Consider the following 17482-nt stretch of genomic DNA (forward strand, 5'->3'; position numbering starts at 1 on the left):
ACGGCGTTTTGTAAGCGACTCTTAATCGTGCAACTTGACGCCGAAGCGCAAGGCAATGCCCAGGCCCACGGCCACCAGCGTGATGTTGATGAAGGACAGCGCCGCCACCAGCTCGACCGCGCCGGCGGCCCACATCGAGACGATCATCGAGCCGATCACCTCGGTGCCCGGCGAGAGCAGATAGACGCCGGTGGAGTACTCGCGCTCGAAGATCAGGAACACCATCAGCCAAGCGCCGATCAGGCCGTAGCGCACCAGCGGGATGGTGACGTCGCGCGTGACGCGGGAGCGCGGGGCGCCGACGGCGCGGGCGGCTTCTTCCAGCTCCGGACCGACCTGCAGCAGCGCGGTATTGATCAGGCGAAGGCCGTACGCCAGCCACACCACCGAGTACGCCAGCCAGACCGAGAAGATGGTCGAGCGCAGTGAACGCAGCGTCGGGATGAAGCTCTCGGAGAGCCACAGCGCCACCGGGTTATCGAAGCCCTTCAGCGCCGAATCCAGCAGCGACGGCACGAACAGGAATACCCACAGGAAGGACAGGCCGGCCAGCAGGCCCGGCACCGCGCGCGGTACCAGCACGCTGTAGTCGAGGAAGCGGGTGATGCCGTCCTGCTTGCGGTGCATGGCCAGCGCGATGGCGGTGTAGCAGGCCACGGCCAGCGCGCCGCCGATCACGCCGATCAGCACCGTGTTGACGATGCCGCGCACCAGCGATGGCTGGTCCCAGACGTCGCGGAAGTTCTGCAGCGTCAGCACCTCCAGCAGGTTCACGCCGTCGCCCCAGTGCGAGACGAAGGTGCGCAGCGCGATGCCCGAGAGCGGGATGATCACGGTAAAGACCAGCCAGACGGCGATCAGCGCAAACGCCACCCAGCGCCACTTGCCCAGCGGCAGCGCCTTCTGGCGCGCGCCCTTGCCCTTGATGGCGACGTACTTGTTGGCCGAGCGCAGCAGCCAGCGCTGCAGCATTACCAGCGGCATGGTCACGCCCACCAGACACACGGCAACCGCAGCCATCAGGTGATAGGACGGCGTGCCCAGCTTGTTGGTGAGCTTGTAGAGATAGGTCGGCAGCACCAGGTGGCCTTCCGGATCGCCCAGCACCAGCACCAGGCCGAACACTTCAAAGCCGAGGAAGAACACCAGCACGCCGGAGTAGGCCAGCGCCGGCATGATCATCGGCAGCGACACGTTCAACGCCACCTGCAGCGGCGAAGCGCCGGCCACGCGGGCGGCTTCCTCGACGTCCGAGCCCAGGCTCTTCAGTGCGGCCGAGGCGTACAGGTAGACGTGCGGCACGTGCGTCAGGCCGGCGATGATGACGATGCTGGGGAAGGCGTAGACGTTCCACGGATCGCCCTCGAAGCCGACCAGCGCCAGCAGGTTCTTGACCCACACGGTGTAGAAGCCCACCGGCCCCATCGAGACCACGTAGCCGAAGCCGATCACCATCGGCGAGACGAAGATCGGCACCATCAGCGCCGGCGCGATCCAGCTGCGCCCCGGCAGGTCGGTGCGCACCATCAGGAAGGCCAGCATGCCGCCCAGCGGCACCGCGATCACGGTCAGGCCGGCGGCCAGCGTGAAGCCGTTGATGAAGGCCTGGCGGAAATCCGGATCCTCGAAGATGAAGCGGTAGGAGTCCAGCGTCAGCTCCTTGACCGGCGCGAAGAACGGCGCCGACAGGAAGCTCTGGTAGAAGATCAGCAGCAGCGGCACGAAGATGGCCAGCGTCGCCAGCGTGACGACCAGGCCGCGCGGCCAGTTCAGTCGCAGGCGCCGGCCGGCCGGTGCTTCCGTGCTGCGCGGCAGCGATGTGGATGTTTGCATGATTCGGCTCGTGATACCGGGAATTGCGCCGTGCCTGCCGGATTTCAGGCAAAGCAGCGGCGATGGAGCGGCGACCGGCTGGTCGCGCTCCCCGCATTTCCCTTGGTTGAAAATCGCCGCGAAAGACGCTTCGCGGCAAGCTGCCGCCTTACTTCTTGGCGGCGTCCTTCCATTGCTTCAGGAAGTCCAGGCGCTTCTTCTGGTCCAGGTATTCCAGCAATTCGGTGGACACCGGCATCGGCTTCAGCGCCGCGCCCAGCTGCTTGGTCAGCTCGGCCGAGGTGGTGGCGCCGGTGACGTCGCCGCGGATGGCAAACAGTTGCGCATCATTGGCGATGATGGTCTGGCCGCGCTTGGACAGGATGTAGTCCAGCCACAGCTTGCCGGCATTGACGTTCTTGGCCGACTTGTTGACGAAGATCACGCGCGAGAGCACCAGGTTGTAGTCCTTCGTGAAGGCCACGCCGATCGACGGATCCTTCTTGGCGCGCACCAGCGCATAGGGGCCGAGGATGTTGTAGCCGATCAGGTTCTCGCCCGAAGAGATGCGCTCCAGCATGGTGCCGGTGGAGGACTGCACGCGCGCCGAGACGCCACCCATGGCTTTGGCGAAGTCCCAGAATTGCGGGTTCAGCTTCAGGTCGTAGGTCATCAGCGAGAAGCCGACGCCGGACTTTTCGATGTCGTAGGTGGTGACCTTGTTCTTGTACTTGTCCAGCTTGGTGGTGAGCAGCCGGGTGAACTCGGCGTGGGTGGTCGGCACGTCGCCTTCGGGCACCAGGCGCTTGTTGTAGACGATCGCGGCCGGCTCGAAGGTGGTGCCGTAGGCGGTGTCCTTCCAGTTGGCCCAGCCCGGCACGGCGGCGGCTTCGGGCGACTTGTAGGGCAGGCCGTAGCCTTCCGACGCCAGCTTGACCTGCAGGTCCATCGAGGACGACCACATCACGTCGGCTGTGGCGCCGCCGGCGGCCGCTTCGGAGATGAAGCGGTTGTAGGCTTCGGTGGAATTCATGTCGTTGTACTCGACCTTCACGCCCGGATAGAGCGCGCTGAAATCCTTGATCAGCGACTCGGCTGCCTTGGAGTCGGTGGTGCTGTAGATCACGACCTTGCCTTCCTTCTTGGCGCCGTCGACGATCTTGGCGTAGTCGGCCGGATAGCCGGCCGGCGTCTGTGCATGGGCAGCGCCGCTGAAAGCGACAGGCAAAGCGAGGGCCAGGCCGAGCGCAATGCTCAGGCGACGTTTGTGCAGCATGGGTTCTCCTTGAGTTGTGGGAAGCCTGGTCTGGGCCTCTTGAAGCGAATCTCTGCGTCGTTGAATCTTCTTCGTTCGAATCTTCCGATTCGACTGTGCTAGCGCACCAGCCCGAGCTCCTCGGACTGCTTGCGGTATCGCGCAACGGTCTGCGCGATGTACTCGGTCAGCGCCTTGCCGGTCATGGCAAAGGGATACAGACCGCTGGCGCTGCGTTGCCGGTCGAAGGCCGGATCGGCCATCGCCTTGTCGAACACATCCACCCAGCGGCGGTAGTCCGCCTCCGGCGCATGCGGGCTCATGTAGAAGCCGCGGATGATGGGCCACACCACGTCATAGCCCTGCTCGCGCGCGGTCGGCACCGCCTGCAGCAAACCCGGCAGGCGCTGCTCGGACAGCACCGCCAGTATCCTCACGCGGCCTTCGGCGATGAAGTGCGCCGCTTCCGAGGCGTCGCCCGAGATCACCTGTACATGCCCGGCCTGCAATGCTGCGAAGGAGTCTCCGCCACCTTCCAGCGCCACGAAACGGAATTGCCGCGGCTCGATGCCGGCCCGTCCGGCCAGCATGGCGATCTTCAGCCAGTCCTGACTGCCCACGGTGCCGGACAGCCCGACCGTGGTTCTGGCCGGATCCTTGCGAATCGCCTGCAACAGCTCGCGCAGGTTGCGCCACGGCGCATCGGCGCGCACCGCCACCATGCCGTAGTCGATGCCCACGCCGGCCACCCAGCGTACATCGCCCACCGCCGCCTTGCCGTACTTGCCCTGCGCCAGGTTCAGCAGCGAGCCGCCGGAAAACGTCACCAGCGTATCGGGCCCGCCGCGCCGCTGCGACACCACCGAACTCCACGCCACTGCGCCGATGCCGCCGGGCAAATAACTGAGCTTGACAGTCTCGTGCACGCCTTCTTCCTTCAGGGCCCGACGCAGCATCTTGCAGGCGGCATCCATGCCGCCGCCGGGCTTGGCCGGCACGATGCACTCCACCGCGAGCGCGCACGGCGCCGCGCATGCCAGGAGGCATGCGGCAATCAGGCGGCGCAGGCGCTCAGCCGTCATGGCGGTGGCGGCGTTCAGCCGCGCAGGGAAATCGGGAAAGAAAGGAAGTGCGTCACGGTCGGTCTCCTGAGTATTCTTTTTTGGTGTTGGCGAATGCTACAAGAAAAGCCTTTCAGCCGGCTTTCAGTGAAGCTGTCATCGTCAAAAAATCCGGCTACGCAGTTTCCGCAATTGCCATCCATGCATTTCAATCGGCGCCGCCCTTCTGTTAGCATCCGCGCTGGAGACAAGCCGGACATGCCCAAGAACAGGCGCCGGCGCAGCATCAACATCATTCGAACAAGGCAGCATCATGCGCATCTTGCTGGTGGAAGACCACCTCGAACTTTCCCGCTGGCTGGCCAAAGCCCTGCAGGACGCCCATCTCACCGTGGAATGCGCGACCAACGGCGCCGACGCAGACAGCCTGCTGCTCACGCAGGACTACGCCCTCATCATCCTCGACCTGACGCTGCCGAAGATGGACGGGCTGGACGTGCTGAAACGCATGCGCGCACGCGGCAGCCGCACGCCGGTGCTGATCCTGACCGCGCGCGGCGGACTGGCCGACCGCGTCACGGGCCTGAACCTGGGCGCCGACGATTACCTCGCCAAACCCTTCGAGCTGGCGGAGCTGGAGGCGCGCGTGAAGGCGCTGCTGCGCCGTACGCAAAGCAATGAAGCGGTCACCATCGTGTGCGGCGCGCTCAGCTTCGACACCGTCTCGCGCACCTTCAGCTATGGCGGCGAACTGCTGGCGCTGACGCCGCGCGAGCACGCGGTGCTGGAAGTCCTGCTCAGCCGCCATGGCCACACGGTGCCGAAGGAGAAATTGTTCCAGCAAGTGTTTTCGCTGGACGACAACGCCAGCGTCGACGCCATCGAAATCTACATCCATCGCCTGCGCAAGAAGCTGGAGCACGCCGGCCCCGGGCGCGTGTCCATCACCACGCTGCGCGGGCTGGGCTATCTGCTGCAGGCGGCCGGATGACGCAAGCCGCCGTGCGGGGATCGGGCAAGCTGGGCAGCCTGCGCGGCCAACTGGTGCGCTGGCTGCTGATTCCCCTGACCCTGCTGGTGGCGGTGGATGCGGTCTCGGTCTACTACAACGCGCTGGAAGTGGCCGACCTGGCCTACGACCGCTCGCTCCTGGCATCGACCCGCGCGCTGGCCGAGCGGGTCTCGGTGGTGGACGGTCATGTCATCGCCGACGTGCCTTACGTGGCGCTGGACAGCTTCGAGACCGACACGCTGGGCCGCATCTACTACAAGGTCACCGGCCCCAACGGCGAGCTGGTGTCCGGCTACGGCGACCTGCCGCCGGTGCCGCCCGACGTGAAGCGTTCGGAAGCCTACCCGGCGCTGGTGCGGTTCTACCAGGCCGACTATCACCACCAACCGATCCGCATTGCCGCGCTGCTGCAGCCGGTGTATGACGACAGCATGCGCGGCATCGCGCTGATCCAGGTCGGCGAGACCATGGATGCGCGCAACGGCATGACGCGCAAGATTTTGTTCGATACGCTGTGGCGCCAGGGCACGCTGGTCTCGGTGGCTGCCTTGCTGGTGTGGTTCGCGGTGCGCTTCGTGCTGCGCCCGGTGATGCAGCTGCGCGAACAGGTGGAGTCGCGCGCGCCGACTGATCTCTCCGGCTTCGACCCGGCGCTGGTGCACAAGGAAATGCGGCCGCTGGTGCTGGCCATGAACGGCTACATGGAGCGACTGCAGGCCTTGATCAGCGGCCAGCGCCGCTTCATCGCCGATGCCTCGCATCAGCTGCGCACGCCGCTGACGGTATTGAAGACCCAGGCAGAACTGAGCCTGCGCGAGCTGCGCCGCGAGCCCCACGATGCGGCGCAGATGACAGACCTGGTGGAAGGCATGGCGCGCACGACCGACGCCACCGTGCACCTGGCCAACCGCCTGCTCACGCTGGCGCGCGCCGAGCATGGCGCGGCCGAAGGCGGTACGGCGCCGGTCTCGCTCACCGAGGCGGTGCGCCAGGTGGCGCTGGAGCTGTCGCAGCAAGCAGTGGCGCGCAACATCGAACTGGCCTTCGAAGGCGAGACGCAGATCCGCATCAACGGCAACGCGCTGCTGCTGCATGAGCTGATGATCAACCTGCTGGACAACGCGATCCGCTACACGCCCGCCGGCGGGCGCATCACGCTGCGCGTGCTGACCGCAAGCGAACCGGGCCAGGCGACAGGGGCGCTGCTGGAAGTGGAAGACAGCGGCCCGGGCATCGCCCAGGCCGATCGCGAGCGCGTGTTCGAACCCTTCTACCGGGCCGGCGCCACGCAGCACATCAACCCGTCCGGCACCGGACTGGGGCTGTCCATCGTGCGCGAGATCGCCGCCCTGCACCATGCGTCGATCGCACTCGACCAGCCGCGCCATGGCGGCGGGCTGGTGGTGCGGGTGGCGTTTCCGGGGGTGATTGAAGTGCTGCTGTGAGGACGATGAAAGCAGCGGGAAAAGATGCGGGGAAAGACGCCGGGAAGAACGTCAGGCGCCCTGCAGGCCGTCCAGCACGCGCGCCAGCTTCACCTTGAAATCGACGGCCGGGTCGTCGTCGCCGTCGCGGCGCTTCTCGACGCTCACCGCATGGGTCACCATGTAGCCAGTATAGGCGGCCAGCAGGTCCTTGTTGATGTCATCGCCGTTTTTGACCGGCGTCCAGCCCTGCTCCCCCAGCTCCTGCACCTCCATCGCAGTGCCGTTGAAGGAGAGGCTGTAGGCTTGCGGCTTGTTCTGTTGCGCAAAGCGCAGCAGGAAGTCGGCCATGGCATTGGTCGGGTGATCGCCGGCGAACTGCGTGAGCGCGTTGCCCAGCGCCGCCTTGCGCTCGATCTCGGCGGCCGACAGGCGGGCCGAAAGACGCGCCGACAACGCCGGATTGGCTGCCAGCGCCGACTGGAACTGCGCATTGCGCGTGTCGTCCGCCAGTTGCGGGCCGTTAGGACCGGCCACGATGCGCAAGGCCGGCGGCGCCGAGATGCCGGCTGCCTGCAACGCGGCGTTGAGGTCGGCGGCCAGCGTGTCGCGCGAGGCGGAGGCGGCTTGCGTGCTCTGCGCGGCGGTCTGCAGGATCTGCTGGAACACCGACAGCGTACCGCCGGCGCTGCCGGTCGCATTGCCGGCGGCGGTGGAGGCTGATCCGGTCTGGGTGATTGCACTGATCATCTTGTTGTTCCCGAAGTGGCGTGGAGCCCGGTATCGACCATGCGGGGAGATACCGATGGAGACGCTCATTGTGAACCGTATCGTCTCGCTTGTTTGGGCGAACAGAAGGCTTTTTCGGCGGTTCTTCCGGCTTGTTGCAGTGCCGACAAGACCAATTCCGATGCAACACGGAAACTAAAATTTCCCTTCGGAAATTTGCGCTACTTCAGGCGAACCGCCTGTCCATAAAAAATGGGGCGCCAATTGGCGCCCCGACTGAACGTCGAGATCGACTACTCGACCTTCTCCACCACCAGATCCAGCGGCTGGATGGTTTCTTTCGCCCGTTGCCGGCCGACCGCTTTGATTCCCGCTACGGTCGAGAAGACATGCTCCGCGATCTGGTACTCCAGAAAGACCGCGCTTTGCAGGTCGACCGAGATCGATACCGCGTCAATCTTATCCGCCGTCAGCTTGACCGTATGCGCCCCAGGCCGCAGCTTGATACGCGCGAAGGTCTTCGGTCCCAGCTCCGCCAGCAACACGCCGTCCACGAATACCTGCGCCTTGGTACTGCGTTGCTGCGCATACGGTCGCGTGATGTACAGGTAGCCCGTCCCCTCAGGCGCCGGCGCCAATGCCTTGGCCTCGTCCTCGTGCGCGTCGTCATGCACAGGCACCGCGACGCACACGCCATGTTGTTGCAATATCGTGCAGGGAACGCCATCGGGCGCCGGGCTCGCGCAGGCGGACAGCAGGACGATCGATGCTGCCGCCAACGGCAGTCTGATCCGGCGTTGATTGTGTGTGCTCATCATGAGCCTCCTTTCCTGTGGAAGAAAAACCATGCGCGTCGGCGCGCGCCACCAGGGGCCGGCGCGATCTTCTGCGTCCTGTCACTGCCCCCTCGCGACGCAACGCCTCATCCCATATCGGCCTCTCAGTTGGCAGCGGATGAGCGCCCGACCCAGAACTTCCAGAAGGGGCGACGCCGCGTCTTGCCCGCCGACGAGTCTTCTTCGTCTGCCTCATGCGCCAACTTGTAGAGCAAGGGCAACACGAGCAAGGTGAGCGCGGTCGAGGACAGAATGCCGCCGATCACCACGGTTGCCAGCGGTCGCTGCACTTCCGCGCCGGTTCCGGTGGCCAGCGCCATCGGGACAAAGCCCAGGGAAGCGACCAGGGCCGTCATCAACACCGGGCGCAGGCGCGTCATCGCACCGTCGTGAATCGCAACATCCAGCGAGCGCCCCTCCTCTCGCAGGCTGCGGATGAAGGAGATCATCACCAGGCCGTTCAGCACCGCGACGCCTGACAAGGCGATGAAACCCACCGCCGCCGAGATCGACATGGGAATGCCGCGCATGGCCAGCGCAAGAATGCCGCCGGTCAGCGCGAACGGGATGCCGGTGAACACCAGCATGCCGTCCTTGACGTTGCTGAACATGGCAAACAGCAACACGAAGACCATCAATAAGGCGACCGGAATCACAATCTGCAGACGTTGCGTTGCCGATTGCAGGTTTTCGAACTGCCCGCCCCAGGTGGTCCAATAGCCGGCAGGAATCCTGACCTCGGACTGCAGTTGACGCTCGGCGTCCGCCACGAAGCCACCCAGATCCCGACCACGAACATTGGCGCTGACCACGATGCGGCGCTTGCCGTCTTCCCGGCTGATCTGGTTCGGCCCCGGGGCGATGCTCAACGCAGCGACCTCTCCCAGCGGTACATAACTCGTACGGGTGGCGCCATCCTGCAAAGGCAGTGCGATCGGCAAGCGGCCGATCGCCTCCAGATCGGTCCGGGCATTGTCCGGCAGGCGCACCACGATGCCGAAGCGGCGGTCGCCCTGGAACATCGTGCCGGCTTCCTTGCCGCCGATGGCGGTGGCGATGGTGTCCTGGATGTCCGATACGTTCAGGCCGTAGCGCGCGATCTTCTGGCGGTCGATGTCCACGGTCAGCATCGGCAGGCCCGTGGTCTGCTCGATCTTCACTTCGGCGGCGCCCGGAATTTTCTCCAGCACGGCCGAGATCTTGCCGGCGGTGTCATTGAGCACGTTCATGTCGTCGCCGAATACCTTCACGGCCACGTCGCTTCGCACGCCCGAGATCAACTCGTTGAAGCGCAGCTGGATCGGCTGCGAGAATTCGTAGCTATTGCCCGGGATCTTCGCAACTTCTTCCTGAATGGCTGCCCGCAACTGATCATGCGTCTTCTTGGGCTCAGGCCACTGCCCTTCGGGCTTCAACATGATGTAGCCATCCGAGATGTTTGGCGGCATGGGGTCGGACGCCACTTCCGCCGTGCCGGTCCGGGCAAACACGCGCTCGATTTCGGGGAATTTTTTCTTCAGCGTCCTTTCGATCTGCTTTTGCATGTCCAGGGACTGGGTCAGGCTGGTGCCGGGAATGCGCAGCGCCTGAATCGCCATGTCGCCTTCATTCAGGCTCGGCACGAACTCCGTTCCGAGGCGAGTGGCCACCACGCCGCACACGACGATCAGCGCGCCGGCAAAGCTCAGAACGACCGCCTTGTTCTCCATGATGGACGTCAGCATCGGCGCATAAAGACGCTTGGCCCACGTCATCATGAAGTTCTCCTTCTCGGCCACCTTCTCGCCGATGAACAGGGCGATGGCTGCCGGAATGAAGGTCACCGACAGGATCATGGCGCCGATCAGGGCCGTGACGACGGTGAATGCCATCGGCGTGAACATCTTGCCCTCGACGCCCGTCAGGGCGAACATCGGCAGATACACGATCATGATGATCAGCTGGCCAAAGATCAGCGGACGCCGCGCCTCCTTGGCGGCGGCAAACACCTCGTGGAAGCGCTCGCTGCGCGTGAGCGTACGGCCATGATGCTGCTGGGCGTGCGCCAACCTGCGCACGCAGTTCTCCACGATCACCACGGCGCCGTCGATGATGATGCCGAAGTCGAGCGCGCCCAGGCTCAACAGGTTTGCACTCACCTTGTTGGATACCATGCCCGTGAACGTGAAGAGCATGGCCAGCGGAATCACGGTTGCCGTGATGATGGCCGCGCGGATGTTGCCCAGGAAGACAAACAACACGGCCACCACGAGCAATGCGCCTTCGACCAGGTTCTTTTTCACCGTGGCGATCGCCTTGTCCACCAGCACGGTGCGGTCGTACACCGTCACGGCTTCAACGCCCTTGGGCAGGGTGCGATTGATCTCCTGCATCTTCTTGTCGACCGCCAGCGACACCTTGCGGCTGTTCTCGCCGATGAGCATGAAGACGGTGCCCAGGACCACCTCGCGGCCGTTCTCGGTCGCTGCGCCCGTACGCAGTTCGCGGCCGATATCGACGTCGGCCACATCGCGCACGCGAATGGGAACGCCCTTGACGTTGGCCAGCACGATGTTGCCAATGTCATCGACGGACGCCACCTGTCCCGGCGCACGGATCAGGTATTGCTCGCCGCGGCGCTCGATATAGCCGGCGCCGACATTACCGTTGTTCTTCTCCAATGCCTTGACGACGGTATCCATCGTCATGCCGTAAGACGCCAGCTTCTCCGCCGAGGGCGCCACCAGATATTGCTTGGCGAAGCCGCCGATGGTGTTGATCTCGGTGACGCCCGGCACCAAACGCAGCTGGGGCTTGATCACCCAATCCTGTATCTCGCGCAGGTCGGTAGGCGTATAAGGCGTGCCGTCGTCCTTGCGGGCATCCTCTTTCGCTTCGACGGTCCACAGATAGATCTCCCCCAGGCCTGTTGAAATCGGTCCCATCCCGGGATCGATGCCGGCCGGCAGCTGGCTTCGCGCCTGCTGAATGCGCTCATTGACAAGTTGGCGGGCAAAATAAATGTCCGTGCCATCCTTGAATACGACGGTCACTTGCGAGAGACCGTAGCGCGAAAGAGACCTGACCTGCTCCAGCCCCGGCAAGCCGGACATCAGCGTCTCGATCGGATAACTGATCCGCTGCTCCGTCTCCAACGGCGAATAGCCCGGCGCGGCCGTATTGATCTGCACCTGGACATTGGTAATGTCGGGGGATGCATCGATGGGCAGCTTTTGATAGCTATAAACGCCATAGGCGCCCATCCCCAGCACCGCGAGCAGCACCAGCCATCGATGCTCGATGGCAAAGCGAATGATTCGTTCAAACATGATTGTCGTCTTTCTCGAAGTCGCCTGATTTAGTGGCTGTGCTCGGCGGAGCCCTTGCCCAGTTCGGCCTTGATGGCGAAGCTGCCCGCGGCGGCATACTCGGCGCCCGCGTCCAGGCCGGATTTGATTTCCACGAACTTGCCGTTGCTGCGACCAATGGTGACTTCCTGGGCGGCAAAGCCGCCGGGAACACGGACGAATACGACGCTCTTCCCATCGACGCTTTGCAGCGCATCGGCAGCCACCGCCACAGGCACCTGGGCCTCGTCGGAGACCACTTCAACATTCACGAACAGGCCCGGCCGCCAGCTCTCATCCGGATTGGGCAGTACGACGTGCGCCTTGGCGGTGCGACTCTGTTCCCCAATCAGGGAGCCGACATAGGAGATCTTGCCGCCGGCGCTGGAGTTGAAGGCGATGGCGCGAACGACGACCTTCTCGCCCACGCGTACCGCCTGCATATCCTTGGGCGAGACGATGATCTCGGCCCAGACGCTGGTCAGGTCTGAAATCAGGAAGGCGTTCGCATCTTCGCGCACGGCCTCGCCCAACCCGAGGTGTTTTTCAACCACGACGCCGTCGAACGGAGCCCGGATCTCATAGCGGTTCAGGCCGCCGGAGGATCCGGTCGCACCGATGGCGCGCAGCTTCTGCTGCGCATTGCGCACGGCGACTTCCGCTTCACGCATGGTGGTCTGCGCTTGCAGATAATCCTGTTGCGCAGAGATCTTCTGCTCCCACAGATCCTTCTCGCGTTGGTACGCGGCCTTGGCAAACGTCAGGCGCTGCTGTGCATTGAGCAGCTCCGAGCGTTGCTCCGACACGGCGCTGCTGTTGATGACGGCCAGCACCTGGCCCTTCTTCACCTTCTGGCCCAGGTTGGCCGATACGGATTCCACGATGCCGGCCACCTGCGGCACGACATGGGCGGTACGGTCTTCATTGAAGCGGATCTCGCCCGGCAACTGCAGGCTGCTGTTCAACTTCATGGCGCCGGCAGTCTTCACCTGGATGCCGGCGGCGGCCATCTGCTCCTTGTTCAGCTCGATCTTTCCTTCTTCCCTGGAGAAGGTGAACTCCTGCGAAGCGGTCGGCGTCGATGCAGTGAACCTGATGTCAAACAGATGCGGCTCCTCGACCGGCGCGCTCGCCTTGAACGCATCCTTCTCGATCCGCAATTCCAGCGGCTCGCCTGCCTTGCCCGGGCGGATCAGCACCGCAGACAACTTCACGGCAGCGGGCGACACCGGCTTCCCGGCCTGGTAGGGATAGACCATCAGTGCGCCGTCGTCCTCGGACAGCAGCACTTCGAAGGCGGACTCGCCCTCCTTGTACATCGAGCCGCCATGCGGGCCCTTGGATGGCGCCGCGCCATGGTGCTCACCGTCGCCATGGGCGGCAGCGTCTTTGTGCTCGCAGCCCTTGTCTTCACCGTGGTGCTCGTTGTCCTTGTGCCCGCCTTCGTCCTGGTGCGCGGCGGATTTTGCGCCTCCGGCCGAACCGGCGTCCTTCATCAGGGTGATCCCCGACACGAGCGCGGCGATGACGATGATCGCCGCAATGGCGAGTTTTTGTTTCTTGGTCATGGGTGATCTCACTCAGCTGAAGGTGTCTCGGCGCCGGCCAGACGATCCAGGTCTGCGGCTGCTTGGAATGCGGTGGAAAGCGCTTTCCAGTACTGCGCCTTGGTCTGGAAATAGGTGCGCTGCGCATCAAGGACGTCGAGGTAGCCGAACTTCCCCAGCTCGAACCCGATCCGCGCAGCTTGATAGGCGCTGTGCGCTGCCGGAACAATCTCGCTGCGCAAGGCGGCGGCTTCTTCCCTGGCGTTGCGCAGGCGTTCGAAGCTTTGTGCGGCTTCGCCTTGCATCTGCACTTCGACGATCGAGAGCTCGTCGCGCGCTTTGTCGACGCGCTTCAATGCCTCGAGCTCGTTGCCCTTGTTGCTGTCCAGCACGGGAATGGGGACGGAGAAGCCGACCACCCACATGTTTCGGGCGCTCGACTCATCTCGCTTGTTGCCGAAGGTGAGGCTCACATCGGGCGTGCGCTTGCCGGTCTCGATGCTGGCAAGCGCGCGACGGCGTTCGACCTCAAGCTGCGCGAGCTTCACCGCGGGCCCGCCTGCCACCCTCTCGGTCAGCTGCGCAATCGCCGGCAGCGCCGGCAAGGATTCGACGCCGCCATCGCTCAGCTGGAACTCGTTGCCGACCGAGCTCCAGAACATCGCCAGTTTCTTTTGCGCGAGGATCAGATCGCTGTCGGCCTGGTTCAGCTCCAATTGCGCGCCGGACTCAGCCACCTTCGCCCTGGTTTGCTCAACGGGAGAAATCTTGCCCGCCGCGACGCGGCGGCCAGTCATGTCGGCAGAGGTCTTTGCCAGGCCCAGCAGCTCCTTGGCCAGGCGCTGGCGCTCCAGCGCCACCATCACGTCGTAGTAAGCCGCAATAACGCCGGCGCGAATCTCGGTGCGCTTCGCGGCGTAGTCCAGCAATGCCATGTCGCGCGCGCGCTGGGCAGCCTCGATACGGGCGCTGCGCTTGCCGCCCAGTTCAATGGGTTGCGTGATTTGATATGTCGTTGTCCGGCTGGACTTGCGCAAGTCCTCCATCAGTGCCGAGAACTCCGGATTGGGCCGTGCGCCGGCTTGGATGATAGTCGCCTCAACGGCGTCGATTTCCTTGCGGGCAGCGGCCAGGGTCTTGTTCTGCTCAAACGCCAGGTCGATGGCCGCCGGCAGCGACAACAGGCGCGGCTCCTTGGCAAGGGACGACGCAGTGTAGGGTTGGGGTGGTTCCGTGTTTCCATGCGCAGTGGACTGCGCATGGCTGGGGCCGGCTGCAAGCAGCCCGAGCGCCAGCAAAAAGCTGTGCCGATACATCGAATTCTCCGGTGATGAAAAGGGGAATTCGGCGAGAGCAGTTGTAAGTGTGGATTGTTCTCGCCGAGTTAGGCGGCGAGCGGCCAATTGGGCTTGTCAGGCCCGTCGGCTATATGGGAAGCGGGATGTGGAAAGTAGCCGGGAGGCGACTTCTGCTCGGCAAGCGGGGGAGCCGCCACGCTCAAGCGGCCGATCTGCACCGACTTCATGCAGCAAAAATGGCACAAAGAACAGCCGGTATCGCTGTCGCCGGTCTTTGATTTCCCGGACCCGGCGTTCTCATCGGCCGCGGCTGTCGCGGCTGCCGGATGCTCGTGGTGCCCCACATGCGCCGGCGCCCGATCGTTTTCCGCCTGGCAATAGGATGCCATCGCCGCCCAGGAGAGCTGCATCGGCAACAACAAAGCAAGCAGGATAATCAGTGCGCGCATGGTGAAAAGAATAATGGCTACCAGCCGTACCGACCGGCGGCCATGCAGTCAATGAGCAACATGGTCATGGTCGTGGCCATGACCATTCATCGGCGGCGATTATGCACCGTTGTACAGCGACGCGTCAAAGCCCTTGCCTTGGGTCGGGCTGCCGGCAGCATCCGGCTTGACCGAGCTGACCGGCGCCGGCTTGCCCAAGCGTGCGGCTTCCAGCTCGGCGACCACATCGGCGCGGGTCTTGGTGCTGACGAACTTGATCACCGGGTAGTTGTTGCGGGCGCTCAGGTTGGCTTGATCGCGCTCGGCTTCGGTCTTGACGGTCGACTGTGCGAAGGCCGACAGCGACAGAACGCTCACCATGGCGCCGAACAGGATTTGGGTTGCTTTCATGACGTTTCTCCTAGAATGGAAGTGGAAAAGAGTTTGCCCGAATCAGGCGGTTTCGACCGCCAACTCCTGGTGTGGCGCATCGTTGGAATGAATTCTAAGGAGCGGGTACGAACAGAAAGATTGCCCAGTCATTACAGATTTGTAATGAATACGGGGGACGGCCCGGTCAGAATAGGGCGGTATTCGATGGGAACGAAATCATGCACATCCTGCTGGTAGAAGACGAACCGAAATCCGGAGAGTATCTGCGCCGCGGCCTGAGCGAGTCCGGCTTTGTCGTCGACTGGGTACGGTCCGGCGTGGACGGCTTGCATCACGCGCGCACGCTGGAATACAAACTCGTCATCCTGGACGTGATGCTGCCGGGCATGAATGGCTGGGATATCCTGCGTGAATTACGCCGCAGCCATGACACGCCGGTGCTTTTCCTCACCGCCCGCGACGACATCGAGGATCGCGTCAAGGGGCTGGAGCTGGGCGCGGATGATTACCTGGTCAAGCCGTTTGCATTCACCGAGCTGCTCGCACGGGTGCGCACGTTGCTGCGCCGCGGACCGAGCCGGGAGTCCGACGTGATCGAGTACGCCGGCCTGCAGCTGGACGTATTGCGCAGAAAGGTGACACGCGACTCGCAGCGCATTGACCTGACTGCCAAGGAGTTTGCCCTGCTGCACATGCTGATCCGTCGCCCGGGCGAAGTGCTCTCGCGTCCCCAGATCGCTTCCCAGGTATGGGACATGAATTTCGACAGCGACACCAACGTGGTCGACGTCGCGGTGCGTCGCCTGCGCGCCAAGCTGGATGACGGCTTCGACAACAAATTGCTGCATACCGTCTGGGGAATGGGGTACGTCTTCGAGGCGCGAAATTGAGCGCCAGGAATCCCGCCTCGATGGCGTCCCGCCTGGTGAGCCTGTTTGCGCTGGTGGCCATCATCACCTTCGCCGCAGTCGGCACCTACCTGTATCGCTCCCTGTACGTCCAGCTTGAACGGCGGGACGATGAAGAATTGATCGGCAAGAGTCGCTCCATCGGTCACCTGATCCAGGAGGCCGCCTCTATCGAGAGCATCAAAGCCAACCGGCACGCCATGCTGGATACCATCAGCGGTCACGACCGGTTGCTGGTGCTCATCACCGATGCGGCAGGCGCCACTATTTTGAAGAACTACACGGGCTCCGAAGAAGAAGGAACGGCGCTGTTGAACAGTCTGCAGACAGCCCGGCCCAATACGCTTGGGCGTGTCGTATTGGAAGAGAACAGCGCCCGCCTCATCGCAAGCAGACCCACGACCAGCTCCGGCGAAGAGACCCTGGTGGTGGTGGCGCGCACGGCATCGGACCGCATGGAGCTGCTGGCGAACTACCGTACCGAGGTCTGGTACGCGGCCACCATCGGCACCCTTCTGGCGACAATCCTGAGCTTCTTCCTCGTTCGCAGCGGCCTGCGACCGTTGCGCCTGATGGCGGCGCAGACCCATGCCATTTCGGCCAACCGACTGGATACCCGGCTGGACATCCGGTCAGCGCCCAGGGAGCTGCACGAGATCGTGGAGTCGTTCAATGCGATGCTCGATCGTCTGCATCGCAGCTTTGAGCAACTGACACAGTTCTCGGCCGATCTGGCGCACGACCTGCGCACGCCGCTCAACAATCTCATGGTCCAGACGCAGGTCGCGCTGGGCAAGCAGCGATCCTTTGAGGAATACCAGGGTCTGCTCAGCTCCAACATTGAAGAATATGAACGCCTGGCCCGGATGATGGAAAGCATGCTGTTCCTCGCAAGAGCGGAAAATGCCCACGTCGCCGTGAAGATTCAATTACTCAGCATCGAGGATGAATTGACCAGGATCTTCGACTACTTCGAAGGGATCGCCGACGAAGCGAGGGTCAAGATTGTCGTTGACGGCTCAGGGGAAATTTTTGCCGATCCGATATTGTTGCGCAGGGCGCTCGGCAACCTGATTGCCAATGCCATCCGATATACCCCCGCAGGGAGAACCATCCGCGTTGAGGCAACGCAGACCGGCGACGCCACAAGCCTGACGGTGTCCAATCCCGGCGAAGGCATTCACCCTGACGTGCTTGGCCGGATCTTTGATCGCTTCTACCGGGCCGACGCGTCGCGCAGCAGTTCCGGCGGATCAAGCGGGCTTGGCCTGGCCATCGTACGCTCGATTGTGAACCTGCACGGCGGAGAAGCATCGGTCGAAAGCATACCAGGCGAGCGCACAATATTCAGGCTGACGTTTCCCAAGGAAAGACCCGGGCGCTCCGCCAGCGGCCCTGCTCCGATGCAGAAATAAAAAACGGTGTTGCCTTTGCAGACAACACCGTATCAAAT

At 63.6% G+C, this 17482-nt stretch carries 14 protein-coding genes; 4 read left to right on the forward strand and 10 right to left on the reverse strand.

All coding sequences use genetic code 11. The annotated features are described in order from the left end of the window. Window positions 1-21 precede the first annotated feature (21 nt). The 3 genes from J8I26_RS08220 to J8I26_RS08230 form a co-directional block, all read right to left on the reverse strand. Entirely contained in the window at window positions 22-1833 is a 1812-nt protein-coding gene (locus J8I26_RS08220; protein WP_209606003.1) for an iron ABC transporter permease, read from the reverse strand. A 148-nt stretch (window positions 1834-1981) separates the two neighbouring features. Continuing rightward, window positions 1982-3088, reverse strand: coding sequence for an ABC transporter substrate-binding protein (locus J8I26_RS08225; RefSeq protein ID WP_209606005.1), 1107 nt, complete (start codon window positions 3086-3088; stop codon window positions 1982-1984). A gap of 98 nt (window positions 3089-3186) precedes the next feature. Continuing rightward, complete coding sequence (locus tag J8I26_RS08230; RefSeq protein WP_209606007.1) at window positions 3187-4149, reverse strand: tripartite tricarboxylate transporter substrate-binding protein; 963 nt, start codon at window positions 4147-4149, stop codon at window positions 3187-3189. A gap of 292 nt (window positions 4150-4441) precedes the next feature. On the opposite strand from J8I26_RS08230, the gene J8I26_RS08235 reads away from it, so the two are divergent. Next, window positions 4442-5119 (forward strand): response regulator, encoded by a 678-nt coding sequence (locus J8I26_RS08235; RefSeq protein WP_209606009.1) that lies wholly within the window; start codon window positions 4442-4444, stop codon window positions 5117-5119. Further along, window positions 5116-6585, forward strand: a complete 1470-nt coding sequence (locus tag J8I26_RS08240) for a sensor histidine kinase (protein ID WP_209606011.1) — start codon at window positions 5116-5118, stop codon at window positions 6583-6585. Before J8I26_RS08235 ends, J8I26_RS08240 begins: the two co-directional genes overlap by 4 nt. Before the next feature lie 51 nt (window positions 6586-6636). Here J8I26_RS08240 and J8I26_RS08245 read toward each other — a convergent pair whose 3' ends face one another. The 7 genes from J8I26_RS08245 to J8I26_RS08275 all read right to left on the reverse strand — a co-directional run bounded on the left by J8I26_RS08245 (window position 6637) and on the right by J8I26_RS08275 (window position 15139). Next, on the reverse strand, window positions 6637-7314 hold the full coding sequence (locus tag J8I26_RS08245) for a hypothetical protein (protein ID WP_209606012.1): 678 nt from the start codon (window positions 7312-7314) through the stop codon (window positions 6637-6639). 272 nt (window positions 7315-7586) lie between these two features. Further along, window positions 7587-8111, reverse strand: coding sequence for a hypothetical protein (locus tag J8I26_RS08250; protein ID WP_209606013.1), 525 nt, complete (start codon window positions 8109-8111; stop codon window positions 7587-7589). Between the two features lie 122 nt (window positions 8112-8233). Next, window positions 8234-11437: a CusA/CzcA family heavy metal efflux RND transporter gene (locus J8I26_RS08255; RefSeq protein WP_209606014.1), complete on the reverse strand. Its 3204-nt coding sequence runs from the start codon at window positions 11435-11437 to the stop codon at window positions 8234-8236. A gap of 29 nt (window positions 11438-11466) precedes the next feature. Then, complete coding sequence (locus tag J8I26_RS08260; protein ID WP_209606015.1) at window positions 11467-13023, reverse strand: efflux RND transporter periplasmic adaptor subunit; 1557 nt, start codon at window positions 13021-13023, stop codon at window positions 11467-11469. 8 nt (window positions 13024-13031) lie between these two features. Then, window positions 13032-14318 carry a TolC family protein gene (locus J8I26_RS08265; protein WP_209606016.1) on the reverse strand — a complete coding sequence of 429 codons (1287 nt, stop codon included), beginning with the start codon at window positions 14316-14318 and terminating at the stop codon, window positions 13032-13034. Between the two features lie 68 nt (window positions 14319-14386). Then, the gene (locus tag J8I26_RS08270; protein ID WP_209606017.1) at window positions 14387-14749 is read right to left on the reverse strand and encodes a cobalt transporter; all 363 of its coding nucleotides are present in this window, start codon (window positions 14747-14749) and stop codon (window positions 14387-14389) included. A gap of 99 nt (window positions 14750-14848) precedes the next feature. Then, complete coding sequence (locus J8I26_RS08275) at window positions 14849-15139, reverse strand: DUF4148 domain-containing protein (RefSeq protein WP_209606018.1); 291 nt, start codon at window positions 15137-15139, stop codon at window positions 14849-14851. A 200-nt stretch (window positions 15140-15339) separates the two neighbouring features. Here J8I26_RS08275 and J8I26_RS08280 point away from each other — a divergent pair, with 200 nt between their 5' ends. Together J8I26_RS08280 and J8I26_RS08285 are read left to right on the forward strand one after the other, a co-directional pair. Then, window positions 15340-16011, forward strand: coding sequence for a heavy metal response regulator transcription factor (locus J8I26_RS08280; RefSeq protein WP_209606019.1), 672 nt, complete (start codon window positions 15340-15342; stop codon window positions 16009-16011). A 20-nt stretch (window positions 16012-16031) separates the two neighbouring features. Continuing rightward, window positions 16032-17444 carry a heavy metal sensor histidine kinase gene (locus J8I26_RS08285; protein WP_209606020.1) on the forward strand — a complete coding sequence of 471 codons (1413 nt, stop codon included), beginning with the start codon at window positions 16032-16034 and terminating at the stop codon, window positions 17442-17444. Window positions 17445-17482: the final 38 nt, after the last annotated feature.

This window comes from Herbaspirillum sp. LeCh32-8 (assembly GCF_017814915.1).
Taxonomy (GTDB): domain Bacteria; phylum Pseudomonadota; class Gammaproteobacteria; order Burkholderiales; family Burkholderiaceae_D; genus Herbaspirillum.